This window comes from Sphingobium sp. CR28 (assembly GCF_052327305.1).
In the GTDB taxonomy this organism is placed as follows: Bacteria; Pseudomonadota; Alphaproteobacteria; order Sphingomonadales; family Sphingomonadaceae; genus Sphingobium.
In genome coordinates this window covers 1,939,199-1,952,998 of the sequence record NZ_CP182486.1, presented here as the reverse complement: position 1 = coordinate 1,952,998, position 13,800 = coordinate 1,939,199, and the positions used below count along the sequence as shown (strand labels likewise).

Here is a 13,800-nt window from a genome sequence, read left to right as displayed (position 1 = left end):
GCTAGAGGATACTGCCGCTAAGGCCGTCCAGCACGAACTGCACGGCAAGCGCGGCGAGGATGACGCCCAGCAGGCGCGTGATGACCGCCTCTACCTTGTCACCAAGGAAGCGCATGATCGGTGCCACCGCGAGCAGCGCAAGCAGCATCAGCACGAGGTTCGCGGCGAGCGCGGCGAAGACGATCGCGCTCTGCTCGACACCGCGCGTGCGCGCCATCAGCAGCATGACGGTGGCAATCGAACCGGGGCCAGCGATCATCGGCATCGCCATGGGGAAGATGGAGACATCTTCCACTTCGGGCGTGGAGCGGATTTTCTCGGCGCGGTCCTCACGGCGCTGCGTGCGCTTCTCGAACACCATGTCCATCGCGATGAAGAAGAGCATGATGCCGCCCGCGATACGGAAGGCATCGAGGCCAATGCCCAGTGTCCTGAGCATATCCTCACCGACCAGACCGAACAGGGTGAGAATGGCCGCTGCCACGAGCACCGAACGAATGGCCATGGTTCGCCGCTGCTCGGACGAAGCGCCAGTGGTAAGGCTGGAATAGATCGGCGCGCAGCCCGGCGGATCGATCACCACGAACAGCGTGATGAAAGCGGAGATGAACAGCTCCATCATGGGACGACCGCCGCCGTGCTCGCGGCTTTCACGCTGCTGGCCTTCACGTCATCCTCTATCACCGTGCGCATCTCGCCTTCATAGCGCATCGAGACGGAGATGGTGCGGCTGCCGTCCGGCCGAGTCATCCATTGCCAGCGCAGGCTGCCATCATCGGATTGCCCTTCGCCACTGGCGGGAGGCGGACTGGCGATGCGGATGACCTCCGCCTTGCCGGGCCTATCTCCGCCCAGCTCCCCATCCGCGCGGCGCCCGCGTGGGCAGTCCGCCACTTTCGCTTCCAGATCGTCCTCGCGCTGGGTGCGCAAAGCCGGGAGGGCGTCGCCATGATCGAATACCCAGCGATAATCGCCCTTCTTCTGCCGCCGCCAAAGCGTAGTGAAATAGCCGACCGACCCGTCGGGCTGCTGCCATCCGCCAGTCGTGGCGGCATAGCTGCCGTCACAAGACATGTAGACGCGGGAGGGCCACCAAACGACGCTCTGAGCCGGATTCGCCTGCGTGGCCAGCCAGCGCTGCGCGTTGGCCGCCTGCGGCACAAACATGATCGCGTCCTTGTCCGCCGTCTTGCGGAAGGCCGTCCATTGCCCCTCTGCCTGTGCCCGCTGATTGAAGGCGATCTCGGCGCGAATGACGGCGGTCGGCTCTGGGTAGCCCCCACGCCCGCCGGATCTCCGCTGCGCGTCCGCTCCGGCGCTCGCAAGGAGGAGCGCTGCACAAACAGCGAGGCGGAGCGACGCGATCAAAGTCCCTCGGGAACCGGGAGCCCCGCACGCATATAAGCGGCGGCGAGCGTGTTACGCATGAGGACCGCGATGGTCATGGGGCCAACGCCGCCGGGCACTGGCGTGATCGCGCCAGCGTGGCTGAGTGCGCCGGCCGTATCCACATCGCCCACCAGCCGGGTCTTGCCTTCCTCCTGCGCGGGAACGCGATTGATCCCGACATCGATGACGGCCGCGCCGGGCCTGATCCAGTCGCCCTTCACCATCTCGGGCTGACCCACCGCCGCGACGACGATATCCGCCTGATGCACGACGCTCGCGAGATCCTGCGTGCGGCTGTGCGCCACCGTGACTGTGCAATTCGCGGCGAGCAGCAGCTGCGCCATGGGTTTGCCAACGAGAATGGAGCGGCCGACGACGACCGCGTTCTTTCCCGAAAGATCGCCCAGTTCCTCTTTGAGCAGCATCAGGCTGCCAAGCGGCGTGCAGGGCACGAGACCCGGAAGGCCAAGCGCAAGGCGCCCGGTGCTGACCGGCGTGAGGCCGTCCACATCCTTGTCCGGATTAATGGCGTTCACCACCGCCTGCGCGTCCAGATGGGCCGGCAGGGGGAGCTGCACGAGAATACCGTCCACGCGGGGATCGCCATTGAGCTCTTCGACCAGCTCCAGCAGCTCGTCCTGATCAATCGTGGCAGGCCGCACGAACTCGAAGCTCTCCATGCCGAGCTGCAGCGTCATTCGGTGCTTGGACCGCACATAGACGGCGCTTGCCGGATCATCGCCCACCAGCACGACAGCCAGACCCGGCTTGCGACCCTGACTCTGCGTAAAGGCCGTGACGCTTTGCGCAACCTTCTCCTGAAGTCGCGCGGCGAGCGCCTTGCCGTCGATCCTTTTACCTAAAGTCATGTCTCGTCCTCGCCCGCCAGCATGCGGATAGCCCGTTCCTTATCGGGCGCGGCGTCGGTTATCCTCAGGCGCTTTAGCCGGTTGGTGGCGCCTGTCTCCAGAGAAATCGACGAAACGGGCGTTTCCAGCACCTCAGCCACGAGGCTCAGAAGCGCGGCATTGGCGCGCCCCTTGTCCGGCGGCGCAGTGACGCTGGCCTGCACCCATTGCGCGCCATGCTCATCCGTCCACAGACCGCGAAGACCCTGACGCCGTGCGCGCGGCGTCAGACGCACCGCAAGCATCAGGTCGGCGCCGTCGCGTCGAAACGCACTCACCCCATCAGTGAGCCGAAGAGTCCGGGCAGCACCGCGCGCTGCAGGATGATGATAATCAGCAGTACGACCATGGGCGACAGGTCAAGCGCGCCAAGATCCGGCATGATCCGGCGAATCGGGCGGTAGAGCGGCTCCGTCATCCGATCGAGCGCAGTGAGGATCGTGCGGACGATATCGCTGCTCATGTTGATGACGTTGAAGGCGACAAGCCAGCTCATGATCGCTTGAATGATGATAATCCACTTGGCGACGTCGAGCAGGATCATCAGAGTCTGAAAAATTGCGAAGGCCATCGGCTATCCCGTTACGGTTGCGGCTTGATGCAGGCAAACTAGGGCGGCGGGCGCGAGCGGGCAAGGAGGCGGGGCGGCCTTTTCTGCAAGGCTCGCACGCGGATCGACTAAAAGCGGCTCGTCCGGCCCGTCAGGGCACTTCCTTCAGCTCCATCCGCTCGATATGCCAGCGCAGCTGCTCCGCACTGGCGCCCGGCACATCGTTGACCCGGCGCAGATAGGCTCTGCCCTCGCCTCTGAAAGGCTCGCCTTCCCGGGTGATGCCCGAAACCACGACTGGTGCCACGAAGAAAAGCGAACCGGCGCCCGCATCGGCCTGACCCCGGCCGATCTCGACCTTGACCTGACGATAGCGGGCGTACTCCGCAGCAAACTGAGCCGGCGTGCGCCCGCTCATGGCGCCTCCATTCCCCCATTGCGCCCGGGCCGTCGCCCAGTCGCCGCGCTCCAGCGCCTCGGCCCAAAGACCCAGAACATGACGCGCGCCCAGTTGGCCCTTCATTTCCGCCGGTTCAGGCGCCGCGGTGGCATTGGCCGCGACGGCCTCGCCCATCCCAGGCGCAACGCCAGCGGTCGCAGGATCGCGAAGACCGGCTGCAGTACCGGTTGCGCTATTGCCCGTCTCCGGCGACGCGTTGCAGCCCGCCAGAAGAGCGATGCCCGCCAGCAGCGCGCCGGTCCGGCGGCGCATCACAGATGCACCAGAGTGCCCGCGCCCTGATCCGTGAAGATTTCGAGCAGCATGGCGTGAGGCACCCGCCCATCCAGAATGACGGCCGCGCCGACGCCGCCTTCCACGGCGCTGACGCAGGTTTCGACCTTGGGAATCATGCCGCCCGAGATGGTGCCGTCCGCGATCAGCCCATCGATGCGGGCAGGATCGAGATCGGTCAGCAGTTCCTTGTCCTTGGTGAGCACGCCCGGCACATCCGTCAGCAGGAAGAAGCGCTGCGCCTTTAGTTCGGCAGCGATCGCTCCCGCCATGGTGTCCGCATTCACATTATAGGTGTGGCCGTCCGCCCCCATGCCGACAGGCGCGACCACTGGAATAATGCCATCGCGCGAGAGCGAATCCAGAATGCGCCGGTCGACCTTCACCGGATCGCCTACGAAGCCGAGATCGACATTGCGCTCGATGCCGCTGTTGGGATCGGGCGCCCGCTTGTCACCCACCTTCTCGCACAGCACCAGCCCGGCATCCTTGCCGGAGATACCGACAGCGCGCCCGCCCGCGCCCGCGATCCAGCCGACGATCTCCTTGTTGATCGATCCGGCGAGAACCATCTCGGCAATCGTGGCGGTCTCCGCATCGGTCACGCGCAGACCGTTCACGAATCGGCTCTCGACACCCAGCTTCTTGAGCATCGCACCGATCTGTGGCCCGCCGCCATGAACGACGACGACATTGATGCCGACCATCTTCATAAGGACGACGTCCTCGGCGAAATCGCGCGCCGCTTCCGGGTCTCCCATGGCGTGGCCGCCATATTTCACCACGAAGGTCTCGCCGGCATAGCGCTGCATGTAGGGCAGCGCCTCGGTGAGGGTCTCGGCTCTGGCGAGCAGGGCGGGATCGGGAGCGTAGCGATCAGTCATGCGCGCGCGTTTAGGGCCATCGCGGCAAAGCTGCAAGAAATCGGGATGGCAGGGCGATCAGGACGCCGACACACCCAGCCGCGCGAGCCATGCCTGCGCCTGTTTCGGCTCACCCACCGCGCTGGACGAGACCGGCCCGCGCGCGCCAAGAAACTCCCGGTGGAGCGCGAATGGCTCCATTGCGAGCTGCTCCCGCGCCTCGTCGATCTCCTCGGCCAGTTCCTGCAACTGTGCCACGACCGGCGCCACGCGCGCCCGCGCGGCCTTATCTCGCTGATGATCGAACAGGCCCCAGCGCCCCGCTGCCGTGGTGCGCAGAGCGCCAATCAGCACGTCGGTATAGTCGCGCTCCATCTCGGCCCGGCGCGCGTCGAGACGCTCAAGACGATCCGCTCTCGCCATAGCGGGCGCCTCAGTCCTTCGCGTCCAGCCGCCTGCCCACGGCCACCGCCAGCGTGATGAGCGGCGGGACGAGCAGGATGGAGAGCGCGACCTTGGCAATCATCTGCCCGACCATGAGGTCCAATATGGCCCGCTCGCCATAGAAGCTGATCGTGATGAAGAGCAGGGTATCGATGATCTGCGAGATCACGCTCGCGACCATGCCACGCAGCCAGACCAGTCGCCCGCCCTCGCCCGAGCCTTTGAGCTTTGCGAAAATGAGCACGTTGAGCGTCTGCGAAATACCGTAGGAAATAAGCCCTGCGATCATCATCCGCGCGCTCTGCCCGACGACGACGGGGAAGGCCTCGATCGCGGGCGGATACATGCCCGGATCATGCGGGAGCGCGAGGACCAGCTGAATGAGGAGCGCCGAAACGATGAGCGGCACGAAGCCAAGGCGAACCAGCAGCGTCGCGGTTCGCTGGCCGTGCAACTCGGCAACCGCGCTGGAGAGAATGACCAGCAGCAGGAAAGCGAAAATGCCCGCTTCCACCGCGAGCGGTCCCAGCGCCACCTGCTTGACGCCGAGCAGTCCGGCCGTGATGCACATACCGCCATAAAGCACCGCGAAGACGAAAAGCGACCATGTGGGCTGGAGCGGCTTGGCGCGGACGGCGGGTTCGGTCATCGCCGAGGCTTATCGGCATTGCGCAGCCAAGGGAAGAGTGGCCGGGAAGAGCAGGCGTGCTTGCAATTCACCTGCGGCTGTGGTGGCTAAGGCGTCACGCGGCCGGTCCTGCCGCGCAAAGGGGCAGCACGCGCCAACACATGAAGATTCTCATTGGTCTCGCGGGCATTGCGCTCATCCTCGCTGTCGCATTCCTGCTCTCGTCCAATCGGCGCGCGATACGCCCGCGCGTCATCGGCGCTGCCTTCGCCATGCAGGCCGGCATCGCGCTGCTGGTGCTCTATGTGCCCGCCGGCAAGGCGGTAATCGCCGGCATGTCGCGCGGTGTCGGCAATCTGCTGCACTATGCGCAGGCCGGCACGGACTTCATCTTCGGGCCGCTTGCCCGGCCGGAAGTCGGCGGCACCAGCTTCGCCATCGCGGCATTGCCGGTTATCATCTTCTTCGCCAGCCTCGTTTCCATCCTCTATTATCTGGGCGTCATGCAGTTCATCGTGCGCTGGGTGGGTGGCGGGATCGAGAAGGTGACGGGCGTCTCCAAGGTCGAGAGCCTGTGCGCCGCGGCGAACATCTTCGTGGGGCAGAGCGAGAGCCCACTCGTGATCCGGCCCTATCTCGCGAGCCTGACGCCGCCTCAGCTCTTCACAGTGATGACCAGCGGCATGGCCGGCGTGGCTGGCACGATTCTGGCGGCCTATGCCTCCATGGGCATCAAGATCGACTATCTGCTCGCCGCGAGCTTCATGGCCGCACCGGGCGGCATCCTCATGGCCAAGATCATCATGCCGGACGGGCACGAGCCCGCGCAGGGCCAACTGCCGCTGGCGCCGGCCGACGAGGGCAATATCCATTTGCCGGACGTGCGCATCAGCGGTCGCGGTCCCGCCGCATTGCTGCCCGAGGGTACGCCCGGCGAGCCGATGCCAGAGACGACCCATGACGAGGAAAAGCCTGCAAACATCATCATGGCAGCAGCCCAAGGCGCTCAGACCGGCGTCAAGCTCGCCGTCGCGGTCGGCGCGATGGTGCTCGCCTTCGTCGCGCTCGTCGCGCTCGCCAATGGCCTGCTGGCCGGCGTCGGTGGCTGGTTCGGCCACCCGGAGCTGAGCTTCCAGATGCTGCTCGGCAAGCTCTTCTCGCCGGTCATGCTGCTGCTCAACATCCCGTGGAGCGAAGCGCAGATCGCCGGTGGCCTGTTCGGCACCAAAGTCGTGCTCAACGAATTCGTTGCCTTCATCGAGCTCGGCAATGCGCAGGCAGCACTCTCGCCCGCCACAGTCGCTATCGTCACCTTTGCGCTGTGCGGTTTCGCCAACTTTTCTTCCATTGCCATCCAGATGGCCGTGACCGGCAATCTGGCGCCGAACCAGCGCCCCGTGATTGCCCGGCTGGGCATCAAGGCGCTGGTGGCCGGGAGCCTCGCCAACCTGATGAGCGCGGCCCTCGCGGGCCTGATGCTCAGCCTGGGATAATCAGCCGATCAGTGCGCGGCGCCGGGCGAGACCGCGCGCTGTGGACGCGGCGCCAGCCAGATGATGAATGCCGAGACGATGAAGATGACCGCCATCGTCATGAAGGTGGAGTTGGTTGCCAGCGCGACGCTTTCCTGATCGACGAGCTGGCTGACCATCAGTCGCGCCTGCTCGGGGCTGAAACCGCGCGCGGTGAGCTGATCCACGGTGTTCTGCGCACCATTGAGAACGCCGGACAGGGCCGCGCGCTTTTGCTGAGCGCCATCATACCAGTAAGTGCTCGCAATCGCGACGGCGACAGCGCCCGCCATGGTCCGCAGGAAGTTCATGACGCCGGCCGCTGACGCCGTTTCCTCCTCGGCCACGGCGCCGAGCGCGAGCGTGGTAACCGGAATGAAGAAGAAGGGCATGCCCGCACCCTGGATGAGTTGAGGCAGGGCCAGGGTCCAGAAATCCGAACCGCTCTGCCACCAGAAGACGCGCAGCAGCGAGGTGAAACCCAGCCAGCTCACCCCGAAGAAGACCAGCGCGCGCGGATCCACCTTGCCCATCAGCCGGGCGACGATGGGCGCCATAATGACGGCGGCGACGCCGTTGAACGCCGTCGCATAGCCCGCCCAAGTCGCGGTGTAGCCCATTGCGCCCTGCAACCAGAGCGGAATGATGACAAGGCTGGCGAAGAAGGCGCCGAAGCACGACACCAGCGCCAGCACCGCAACCGTGAAACCTCGCCTTCGGAAGGCGCGCAGATCCACGATCGGCGTTTCTTCGGTCAGCTCCCAGATAAGGAAAGCGCAGAAACCGACGGCTGCCACCACGCCGAGCGTGACGATCATCGGAGAACCGAACCAGTCATGCTCCCGCCCAAGATCCAGCATCAGCTGAAGCGCGCCGACCCACAGGATCAGCAGACCCAGCCCAATGCCGTCGATGCGGTCAGCAAAGCGCTCCGTCTCCGCCTTGCGCAGGATGATCAGCGCCGCGAGCGAACAGCCGATGGCAATGGGAATGTTGATAAGGAAAATCCAGTGCCAGCCCCAGTTGTCGCTGATCGTGCCGCCGAGGATCGGGCCGAAGATCGGCGCCGTGAGCGTGGTCATCGCCCAGATGCCCATCGTCATCGCCTGCTTGTCCTTGGGGAAGACGCGCATGAGCAGCGTCTGGCTGAGCGCCATCAGCGGCCCGCCGCATATGCCCTGACCAATGCGGAACGCGACAAGCGCGCCCAGCGTGGGCGCGAAACCGCACAGGAACGAGAACAGGCCAAAGCCGGCCATGCCACCCGCGAACACCCGTACCGTGCCGAAGCGCCGGGCAAGCCAGCCCGTAAGCGGGACGCAGATCGCCTCCGCCACGGAATAGGAGGTGATGACCCAGGTGCCTTCGCTCGGCGAAATGCCGAGACCGCCGGCAATGTGCGAAACCGAGACGTTGGCGATGGTCGTATCGAGCACCACCATGAAGTTGGAGACAGCCAGCACCACGCCGGCCAGCACCAGCATCGTGCCGCTGAGATAATTGGGGCCGTCGCTGTCCGACTGCCCGGTCTGCGGTCCGGTCATCGCCGCCTCGCTCATTTGCCGCGCGCGCTGTCGCCCGAAATATCGATCTTCGCTTCCATCGATAGACCCACGCGCAACGGATGCGCAGCCAGCTCACGCGGATCAAGGGCCACGCGCACCGGCAGGCGCTGGACGACCTTGATCCAGTTGCCCGTGGCGTTCTGCGCGGGAATGAGCGAAAGCGCCGAACCCGTGCCGCCAGAGAAGCCCGCGACCCGGCCATGATAGACGACATCGGACCCGTAAAAGTCCGAGGTCAACTCGACCGGCTGACCGACCCGGACCTTGCCGAGCTGCCCTTCCTTGAAATTGGCATCGACATAGGCGGCCGCGACCGGGACGATCGTCATCACCGGCATGCCCGCCGCCACGCGCTGACCGACCTGAACATTGCGATTGGTGACAATGCCGTCGATCGGCGCGCGAATGACGGTGCGCGCGAGATCGATCCGCGCCTGATCCAGCCGCGCCTTCGCCGCCGCGACATCGGGATTGGTATCGACCGTCGAGCCGGAAACGAGCGCGTCATTCGCGGAGCGATTGCCCGAAGCCGCCTTGCGCGAGGCCAGCGCGGCTTCCAGACCCGCGCGAGCCTCCGCGAGATTGCCTTGTGCGGAGGCATAGGCATTGCGGGATGCCGTCAGCTCCTCGCCGGAGACGGCACCTGTGCCATTAAGCGACGTGCGGCGCTCAAGGTCGATCCGGGCCTTCTCATATGCCGCCGTGGCAACGCCGACCTGCGCCCGCGCGCGTTCCACATCAGCCGAGCCTGCGTTCACCTGCGCCTGAAGCGCACTGCCCTGCGCCACGATCTGCCCGAACTGACGGCGCACCCGCTGATACTCGGCCTCGGCGCGCATCAGCGCCAGCCGGGCATCAGTATCGTCGAGACGCAGGAGTATGTCGCCGCGCTTGACGGTCTGCGTATTGATGACGGCAAGCGCCGCGACAGGCGCGGAAACCAGCGGCGTCACCTGCGCGACCTCGGCGTTCACATAGGCATTGTCGGTTGAGACATGGTCCCGGTCGACCAGCAGCCAGACGGCGGCAGCCACGACGACGACGGCGACACCCAGTCCGATGAACAGCTTGCGACGCGTCGCAGTGCGGTTGGCAGGGGCTTCGTCCGGGGCAGCTTCAGGCGTTGCAGTGTCCATGGTGCGAGGTCTTTCGTTCTGGTCCTGAGTCCGGCGGGCAGTCTGGTGCCGCACGCGCCGCTGAAGAAAAGGGAAATGTCAGCTGTGAGTGAAGCCGCCGCCAAGGGCGCGAACCATCGTCACGTCCAGCGAGAAGGCCCGCGTCTCCATATCCGCGACGGTCCGGCGGCCCTGAAGCACGGCGTCCTGCGCGGTGAGCACGTCCAGATAAGTCGAAAGCCCGGCCTCGTAGCGGCGGCGCGCAAGGGCGTGCGCCTCCGTCGCATGTTGCAGCGAGAGCCGCGTCTCCGTCAGACGGTGGCCGAGGGCCTGTCGGCTGGCCATGGCATCGGCAACCTGCCGCAACGCCTCGACGAGGGTGCCGTCATAATGGGCCACGGCCTCATCATAGGTGCCGCGCGCGCCGCGATATTGCCCGGCAAGAGCGCCACCCCGGAAGATCGGCAGCGTGATTGCGGCGCCGGCATTGCCGTAGCGCGACCCGCTCTCGAAGAGCTGGCTGAAACCGAGCGACTGGAGGCCAATGAGCCCGGAGAGGCTGATGTTCGGCATGAAGGCGGCACGGGCGACCTTGATACGGCTTGCTGCCGCCTCGACACCCGCGCGCGCTGCAGCGATGTCCGGCCGACGCCCTATGAGGGCGATCGAGGCGTCGGCCGGAACGCCGCGCACCTGCTCCACCACAAGAGTGGGGGGCGTGATGGTCAGGGCGCGGTCTGGGCCATCCCCCAGCAATGCGGCAATCGCGTTGCGGGTGAGGGCAATGGCTTCATCTGTGGCGGCAAGCTCGGCGCGGGCTGCGGGGACACGGCTCTGCGCCTGTCGCAACGCGAGATCGCTGTCGAGGCCAGCGCGATTGCGGCCGCTGACCAGCGAAAGCGCTTCTTCGCGATTGGTGAGCGTTGCCGCGAGCACCGCCCGCTGGACATGGAGGCGGGTCAGCTCGGCATAGTTGGAGGCAATGGCCGTCGTCAGGGCAAGGCGAGCTTCCGCGACGCCATAGCGTGCTGCCTCCTCATCCGACTTCGCGGCAGCAAGCGCCGCGCGATTGCGGCCCCAGAGGTCGGGATCGAAGGCAAAGCCGATGCTCACGCGCCCGGTCTGCTCCCAGCCGCTCGGCACGAAGGCTGGCGGAATGCCGTTATTCTGGCTCTGCTCGACATAGCCGGCGCTGCCGGTGGCATCGATGGACGGGAGCAGCGCGGCGCCGGCCTGCTGGGCATAGCCCTGCGCCTGACGCAGCCGCGCCGTCGCCACGGCAAGATCCGGTGAGCCGGTCAGCGCTTCGCGGATCAGGGCATCGAGCTGGGCATCCCCATAAGCCTGCCACCAGCTGTCCGCCGGCCATTGGGCGGAAACGGCGGCGTCGGCTGCGCCGGCATCGGAAAGGCTGCGACTCGAGCCGAGCTTCTCCGGCGAGCGCATGGCAGGGGCCACGCCCAGATTGGGCACCGGCGCGCAGGCGCTCATCATCGCAGAAGCGGCCAGCAGCAGCGCAGGCCCACGCAAACCGGCGAACAGCATGTTCGAATCCTTGTCACCGTACTTGTTGGTACGGCTTCGATCTGGCGAGTCCCCATCGCGAAGTCAACATGAATCATACTGCCCGGTACAATTATATCTGGTTAGCCGCGTGCTCAGCAGTAGGAAGAGGCTACGGAACCGCCGATATGCCTCGCTCTCTTTCGTGCTTGCATTGCTCATTAACCGTACCATATGGTCCGGTTATGAAGTTGGGAAAACGAGAGGCCCAGAAACTGGCGCGCCGGGCGCAGATCATCGCCGTCGCGCGCGACCAGTTTTTCGAGCATGGCTATGATGGGACGTCCATGTCCGCCATTGCCGCTGCCCTCGGCGGATCGAAGGGCACGCTCTGGAGCTACTTCCCGTCAAAAGAGCAACTTCTGGTCGCTGTGATCGACGAGACCGCCGCCGCCTTTCGCAGCGCCGTCGACACCGGGACACAAGGCGCGCCAGTCGATGCGCTCACCCGCCTCTGCCGATCGGTCATCGAAAAGGTCACCTCTCCGATCATTCATCAGATGCAGCGTCTGATGGCGCCGGTCGTTCACAACAATCCCGAACTCGCTCGCATTTTCTACGAGCATGGGCCGGGCCGCACCCAGACGATGATCAGCGAGCATCTGCGTGCCCATTTCGGCCATCTTCTCTGGACGGACGATTATCTCGAGGCGGGCCGCGATCTGGTCATGCTGGCAGCGGCGCATTATCATTTCGAGAAGCTGTGGGGCATCGGAAAGCCGATCACCAACCAAGACAAGGACGCGCGCGCCCGGCGCGCCGCGATCATGTTTCTGCGTGCCCACGCCAAAGATCCTGACGCATTACTGGAAGGCGTGACGGGTGCCGGCCCGTCCTCCGCATAGACTCCCTTACTGCGCCCGGCTTTCGAGAAGTTGATCTCTCAGCCGCACGACCTGATCCTTCAGCGCGATGAGTTCCTCGACTGGCATTCCCATTGCGTTGGCCATCTGGCTCGGGACACAGGCCAATGCTTCCCCGATCAGCGTCTGCCCCTCATCCGTCAGCGAAACGCGAACGACGCGCTCGTCCTTTGTGTCGCGACGCCGCCGGACGAGTCCTGCCGACTCCAGTCGCTTGATGAGCGGCGTGAGGGTGTTGCTTTCCAGAAAGAGCTGTTCGCCCAGCTCACTGACGGTCTGATCCTCCTGTGCGCGCAGCGCGACCAGCAGCAGATATTGCGAATAGGTCAGCCCGTAACGATCCAGCAGCGGCTTATACGCGCGGTTGAGCGCCAGCCCGGCGGAATAGAGCGCAAAGCAAAGGAACGCGTCGAGATCCGGTGCGCCTTCGGTGGGGCCGGGGCCGCCGCCGGGCTCCGTTGTCTCACGCTCACCCGATATCATCATAGAAACCTCCTGCGCCGAATATAAATCGCACGCGATTTAATCGCAAGGGTTGACGCTCCCACGAATCACTTATAGATAGATCGCACACGATCTAATCGTGATCGATTAAATAGAGGGCGTTACCCGTCCGTGCCCCCGGAAGCAGATGTAAGGAAGGACATGATCATGGCGACCAAGATTCTTTATTCCACCACCTCCGAAGCGACCGGCGGCCGCGACGGCAAGGCTGCCACCACCGACGGCAGCTTCTCAGTGGCGCTCGCCACGCCCAAGGAACTGGGCGGCAATGGCGAAGGCAATAATCCCGAGCAGCTGTTCGCTTCGGGATATGCCGCATGCTTCCTCGGTGCGCTGAAATATGCCGCCTCGCAGGACAAGTCCCTGCCCCGCGTTCCTTCCGATGCGAAGGTCGCCGCCACGGTTGGCATCGGTCCGCGCAGCGACAAGGGCTTCGGCCTCGCGGCGGAACTGGTCATCACCTTGCCCGGCGTCGAGCGCTCCGCGGCCGAAGCACTGGTCGCAGAGGCGGACACCATCTGCCCCTACAGCCACGCCACGCGCGGCAATATCGAGGTCAAGATCAGCGTCGCCTGACGCAGTGAAAGTACGCATGAGGGGGTGGGCAATTTGCCTACCCCCTTCAACGCAGATGACAGCGGCGCGCGGAAAGTCTAGCAGGCGCGCATGACGGGGTGGATCAGGAACTCGGCAAGGGCACGCGGCGTGTTCATTGCCTCGGTGCTGCTTGTCCTGCTTCTGCGCACCTTTGTGCCCACCGGTTTCATGCCCGTCGAGACGAACGGCAAGATCGTCGTCCAGCTCTGCACCGGCTATGGCCCGACCAGCGTGGTCATCGACCGCCGCGACCCTGCGCCGACCGATCAGCACAAGGCGGCTGACCATCCCTGCACCTTTGCGGGTGGCTTCGCGGGCAATCTGCTGGCGCCCTTCACGCCGCTCCCGTTGGCGGTTCCGCCGCTCCCGACGATCCTGCTGCCATTCGGCGCCGCGATCGCGGACCTGACGATCCAGCGCCTTGCCGCGCCGCCTCCCCCGGCGATCGGCCCACCCTCCACACGCTGAAGCAAGCGCGGCTCCCACAAGGGTGACCGCCATTCCCATGTCCGGGCTTTGCGCCGGCGTGATGCCTTTTGAAGGCATCTTGCACGAGCGCCCAACCCG

General features: G+C 65.2%; 17 protein-coding genes. 4 read left to right on the top strand and 13 right to left on the bottom strand.

The window, feature by feature from the left end; genetic code table 11:
• Position 1: 1 nt before the first annotated feature.
• The 9 genes from ACNAOH_RS09355 to ACNAOH_RS09315 all read right to left on the bottom strand — a co-directional run bounded on the left by ACNAOH_RS09355 (position 2) and on the right by ACNAOH_RS09315 (position 5,536).
• The gene (locus tag ACNAOH_RS09355; protein WP_443969922.1) at positions 2 to 622 is read right to left on the bottom strand and encodes a MarC family protein; all 621 of its coding nucleotides are present in this window, start codon (positions 620 to 622) and stop codon (positions 2 to 4) included.
• A complete protein-coding gene (locus ACNAOH_RS09350) occupies positions 619 to 1,368 on the bottom strand; it encodes a hypothetical protein (RefSeq protein ID WP_443969921.1) in 750 nt (249 codons plus the stop codon). The genes ACNAOH_RS09355 and ACNAOH_RS09350 overlap by 4 nt, the downstream gene beginning before the upstream one ends.
• On the bottom strand, positions 1,365 to 2,258 hold the full coding sequence (gene folD / locus ACNAOH_RS09345) for a bifunctional methylenetetrahydrofolate dehydrogenase/methenyltetrahydrofolate cyclohydrolase FolD (protein WP_443969920.1): 894 nt from the start codon (positions 2,256 to 2,258) through the stop codon (positions 1,365 to 1,367). The genes ACNAOH_RS09350 and folD overlap by 4 nt, the downstream gene beginning before the upstream one ends.
• Entirely contained in the window at positions 2,255 to 2,575 is a 321-nt protein-coding gene (locus ACNAOH_RS09340) for a DUF167 domain-containing protein (protein ID WP_443969919.1), read from the bottom strand. Before ACNAOH_RS09340 ends, folD begins: the two co-directional genes overlap by 4 nt.
• Positions 2,572 to 2,868 carry a YggT family protein gene (locus ACNAOH_RS09335; RefSeq protein ID WP_443969918.1) on the bottom strand — a complete coding sequence of 99 codons (297 nt, stop codon included), beginning with the start codon at positions 2,866 to 2,868 and terminating at the stop codon, positions 2,572 to 2,574. The genes ACNAOH_RS09340 and ACNAOH_RS09335 overlap by 4 nt, the downstream gene beginning before the upstream one ends.
• 130 nt (positions 2,869 to 2,998) lie before the next feature.
• Positions 2,999 to 3,559: a hypothetical protein gene (locus tag ACNAOH_RS09330; protein WP_443969917.1), complete on the bottom strand. Its 561-nt coding sequence runs from the start codon at positions 3,557 to 3,559 to the stop codon at positions 2,999 to 3,001.
• Positions 3,559 to 4,464 carry an acetylglutamate kinase gene (gene argB, locus ACNAOH_RS09325; protein ID WP_443969916.1) on the bottom strand — a complete coding sequence of 302 codons (906 nt, stop codon included), beginning with the start codon at positions 4,462 to 4,464 and terminating at the stop codon, positions 3,559 to 3,561. Before argB ends, ACNAOH_RS09330 begins: the two co-directional genes overlap by 1 nt.
• A 57-nt stretch (positions 4,465 to 4,521) precedes the next feature.
• Positions 4,522 to 4,866 carry a hypothetical protein gene (locus ACNAOH_RS09320; RefSeq protein WP_443969915.1) on the bottom strand — a complete coding sequence of 115 codons (345 nt, stop codon included), beginning with the start codon at positions 4,864 to 4,866 and terminating at the stop codon, positions 4,522 to 4,524.
• Between the two features lie 10 nt (positions 4,867 to 4,876).
• Positions 4,877 to 5,536: a queuosine precursor transporter gene (locus ACNAOH_RS09315; protein WP_443969914.1), complete on the bottom strand. Its 660-nt coding sequence runs from the start codon at positions 5,534 to 5,536 to the stop codon at positions 4,877 to 4,879.
• A gap of 140 nt (positions 5,537 to 5,676) precedes the next feature.
• On the opposite strand from ACNAOH_RS09315, the gene ACNAOH_RS09310 reads away from it, so the two are divergent.
• The gene (locus ACNAOH_RS09310; protein WP_443969913.1) at positions 5,677 to 7,008 is read left to right on the top strand and encodes a NupC/NupG family nucleoside CNT transporter; all 1,332 of its coding nucleotides are present in this window, start codon (positions 5,677 to 5,679) and stop codon (positions 7,006 to 7,008) included.
• 8 nt (positions 7,009 to 7,016) lie between these two features.
• On the opposite strand, the gene ACNAOH_RS09305 is transcribed toward ACNAOH_RS09310, so the two are convergent.
• The 3 genes from ACNAOH_RS09305 to ACNAOH_RS09295 form a co-directional block, all read right to left on the bottom strand.
• Complete coding sequence (locus tag ACNAOH_RS09305; RefSeq protein ID WP_443969912.1) at positions 7,017 to 8,570, bottom strand: DHA2 family efflux MFS transporter permease subunit; 1,554 nt, start codon at positions 8,568 to 8,570, stop codon at positions 7,017 to 7,019.
• An 11-nt stretch (positions 8,571 to 8,581) separates the two neighbouring features.
• Entirely contained in the window at positions 8,582 to 9,727 is a 1,146-nt protein-coding gene (locus ACNAOH_RS09300) for an HlyD family secretion protein (protein ID WP_443969911.1), read from the bottom strand.
• Positions 9,728 to 9,805: 78 nt separating this feature from the next.
• Positions 9,806 to 11,251 carry an efflux transporter outer membrane subunit gene (locus ACNAOH_RS09295; RefSeq protein ID WP_443969910.1) on the bottom strand — a complete coding sequence of 482 codons (1,446 nt, stop codon included), beginning with the start codon at positions 11,249 to 11,251 and terminating at the stop codon, positions 9,806 to 9,808.
• Positions 11,252 to 11,454: 203 nt separating this feature from the next.
• Between ACNAOH_RS09295 and ACNAOH_RS09290 the strand changes: the two genes are divergently transcribed.
• Complete coding sequence (locus ACNAOH_RS09290; protein ID WP_443969909.1) at positions 11,455 to 12,114, top strand: TetR/AcrR family transcriptional regulator; 660 nt, start codon at positions 11,455 to 11,457, stop codon at positions 12,112 to 12,114.
• Between the two features lie 6 nt (positions 12,115 to 12,120).
• Here ACNAOH_RS09290 and ACNAOH_RS09285 read toward each other — a convergent pair whose 3' ends face one another.
• Positions 12,121 to 12,618, bottom strand: a complete 498-nt coding sequence (locus tag ACNAOH_RS09285) for a MarR family winged helix-turn-helix transcriptional regulator (RefSeq protein ID WP_443969908.1) — start codon at positions 12,616 to 12,618, stop codon at positions 12,121 to 12,123.
• 165 nt (positions 12,619 to 12,783) lie between these two features.
• Here ACNAOH_RS09285 and ACNAOH_RS09280 point away from each other — a divergent pair, with 165 nt between their 5' ends.
• Positions 12,784 to 13,212: an organic hydroperoxide resistance protein gene (locus ACNAOH_RS09280; RefSeq protein WP_443969907.1), complete on the top strand. Its 429-nt coding sequence runs from the start codon at positions 12,784 to 12,786 to the stop codon at positions 13,210 to 13,212.
• A 90-nt stretch (positions 13,213 to 13,302) separates the two neighbouring features.
• Entirely contained in the window at positions 13,303 to 13,701 is a 399-nt protein-coding gene (locus ACNAOH_RS09275) for a hypothetical protein (RefSeq protein WP_443969906.1), read from the top strand.
• Positions 13,702 to 13,800 lie beyond the last annotated feature (99 nt).

Excerpts from the sequence above, each read along its gene's own strand:
- ACNAOH_RS09355 (WP_443969922.1), bottom strand. The coding sequence starts at position 622 with ATGATGGAGCTGTTCATCTCCGCTTTCATCACGCTGTTCGTGGTGATC.
- folD (WP_443969920.1), bottom strand. The coding sequence starts at position 2,258 with ATGACTTTAGGTAAAAGGATCGACGGCAAGGCGCTCGCCGCGCGACTT.
- ACNAOH_RS09335 (WP_443969918.1), bottom strand. The coding sequence starts at position 2,868 with ATGGCCTTCGCAATTTTTCAGACTCTGATGATCCTGCTCGACGTCGCC.
- ACNAOH_RS09330 (WP_443969917.1), bottom strand. The coding sequence starts at position 3,559 with ATGCGCCGCCGGACCGGCGCGCTGCTGGCGGGCATCGCTCTTCTGGCG.
- argB (WP_443969916.1), bottom strand. The coding sequence starts at position 4,464 with ATGACTGATCGCTACGCTCCCGATCCCGCCCTGCTCGCCAGAGCCGAG.
- ACNAOH_RS09320 (WP_443969915.1), bottom strand. The coding sequence starts at position 4,866 with ATGGCGAGAGCGGATCGTCTTGAGCGTCTCGACGCGCGCCGGGCCGAG.
- ACNAOH_RS09315 (WP_443969914.1), bottom strand. The coding sequence starts at position 5,536 with ATGACCGAACCCGCCGTCCGCGCCAAGCCGCTCCAGCCCACATGGTCG.
- ACNAOH_RS09310 (WP_443969913.1), top strand. The coding sequence starts at position 5,677 with ATGAAGATTCTCATTGGTCTCGCGGGCATTGCGCTCATCCTCGCTGTC.
- ACNAOH_RS09305 (WP_443969912.1), bottom strand. The coding sequence starts at position 8,570 with ATGACCGGACCGCAGACCGGGCAGTCGGACAGCGACGGCCCCAATTAT.
- ACNAOH_RS09300 (WP_443969911.1), bottom strand. The coding sequence starts at position 9,727 with ATGGACACTGCAACGCCTGAAGCTGCCCCGGACGAAGCCCCTGCCAAC.
- ACNAOH_RS09295 (WP_443969910.1), bottom strand. The coding sequence starts at position 11,251 with ATGCTGTTCGCCGGTTTGCGTGGGCCTGCGCTGCTGCTGGCCGCTTCT.
- ACNAOH_RS09290 (WP_443969909.1), top strand. The coding sequence starts at position 11,455 with ATGAAGTTGGGAAAACGAGAGGCCCAGAAACTGGCGCGCCGGGCGCAG.
- ACNAOH_RS09285 (WP_443969908.1), bottom strand. The coding sequence starts at position 12,618 with ATGATGATATCGGGTGAGCGTGAGACAACGGAGCCCGGCGGCGGCCCC.
- ACNAOH_RS09280 (WP_443969907.1), top strand. The coding sequence starts at position 12,784 with ATGGCGACCAAGATTCTTTATTCCACCACCTCCGAAGCGACCGGCGGC.
- ACNAOH_RS09275 (WP_443969906.1), top strand. The coding sequence starts at position 13,303 with ATGACGGGGTGGATCAGGAACTCGGCAAGGGCACGCGGCGTGTTCATT.